Source organism: Mycobacterium sp. THU-M104 (assembly GCF_049197365.1).
In the GTDB taxonomy this organism is placed as follows: domain Bacteria; phylum Actinomycetota; class Actinomycetes; order Mycobacteriales; family Mycobacteriaceae; genus Mycobacterium.
Map to the genome: position 1 here is coordinate 1 of NZ_JBMIOP010000068.1, position 1,396 is coordinate 1,396.

General features: G+C 61.5%; 1 protein-coding gene. It reads right to left on the reverse strand.

All coding sequences use genetic code 11. From position 1 onward, the window contains the following. Positions 1-67: 67 nt before the first annotated feature. Positions 68-1,357: an ISNCY family transposase gene (locus ACOJVU_RS06750; protein WP_421529068.1), complete on the reverse strand. Its 1,290-nt coding sequence runs from the start codon at positions 1,355-1,357 to the stop codon at positions 68-70. Between the last annotated feature and the right edge of the window lie 39 nt (positions 1,358-1,396).

Below are 1,396 nucleotides of genomic sequence, written 5' to 3' on the forward strand. Positions count from 1 at the left end.
TGTCAAAGCACATTAGAAATGTCCGGTGTTGGGCAAGATAGAGATGTCCGGTTCTCCTGGGTATGGATTACTTTCCAGGACGATCTACGGTGGGGTAACGACGCCAAGGATGGTCGGCAGCAGGCCGGGATTTTTCTGACCAACGTCGGGAAGTCAGGATCGCATCGACGCGAGCGTTGAGGCTTTTGTCATCGACAGGGTGAGGGATTTCCTGGGGCGAATCGAAGACCTTGTAGAGCAAGACTTCGCCGCCGGTTACCAGCTCGATTCGCCCGTCGGCATGGACCACGACATCGACCCTCCGTCCGCGCAGTGCATAGCGTGGGGCGCCACCGGTCTGGATGATGTAGCGCTGTCGTTGGAAGGACAGCACCAGGTCCTTGGATAGGGTACGGCGGTGGTGGATGGCGCAGATCCGGGCGAGAGTTTCTGGACTTCCGTCATAGGGTTGGTGGGCGTCCTCGTCGTCGCAAGCCGCCACGGCAAAGCGCGCATTGTGTTGCTGCAGGTACTGGGGGAGCCAAGCGTTGGCGGTATCCTGATCGCTGATCTCCGCCAGGCGCAAGGCCTTGACCAGGCGATCCTGAAGCGTTTGGAACAGGCGCTCTACCCGACCTTTGGCCTGTGGGCTCAAGGCCTGGATGGTGGCAATTCCCAAGGCTTCGGTGGCACGCTGAAACTGTGTGGGTTCGGTGTCTTCTGGGTTGTGTTTGGTGAAGATGCTGTGCCGATCGCTGTAGAGCGCCACGGGGCAGCCATGAGTCGTGACGTAGGTCTGTAGGGCGGACAGATAGGCTTGGCTGCTTTCTACCGGTGTAAAACGGGCATACAAGACCCGACTGGTGGCATCGTCAATGAAGGCGATCAGGGTGCAGCGCGGCCCACGGCCTTCGAACCAATCGTGGGGACTGCCATCGATCTGGACCAACTCCCCCAGTCGCGCTCGGCGCGGCCTGGGTGGGTGCAGGCGGGTGCGCCGCTTGCGCTGGGCTTGCCACAGGCCCGCAGCGATCATCCAGCGACGCAGCGTCTCCTTCGATACGGTATAGCCATCTGCGCGCAGATATTCCGCTGCCAAGGTGGGGCCAAAGTCCGCATAGCGTGCCCGCACCTGCGCCAGGATGCCCTCGCGGACCGTCGTCTCTACACTTCGGTTGGAGGGCCTGCCACGGCGTCGACTGATCAATGCCCGTGCCCCTTCCCGCTCCACCCCGCGCTGCAAGCGCCGAATCTGCCGCTCCGACAAGCCTAATGCCAGCGCAGCCTGCCCCTGACTTCGGCTCCCATCGATCACTTGCTGCAGCACCGCAAACCGCTTGAGCTCCCGCTCGCTCATCTCTATCCGCTCCTGCGTCATTCGTCCTTGCCTCTCTACTCTTCCAGGCGGACATTTCTA

Bases quoted from the DNA above. Each gene is read 5' to 3' on its own strand.
- ACOJVU_RS06750 (WP_421529068.1), bottom strand. From the start codon at position 1,357: ATGACGCAGGAGCGGATAGAGATGAGCGAGCGGGAGCTCAAGCGGTTT.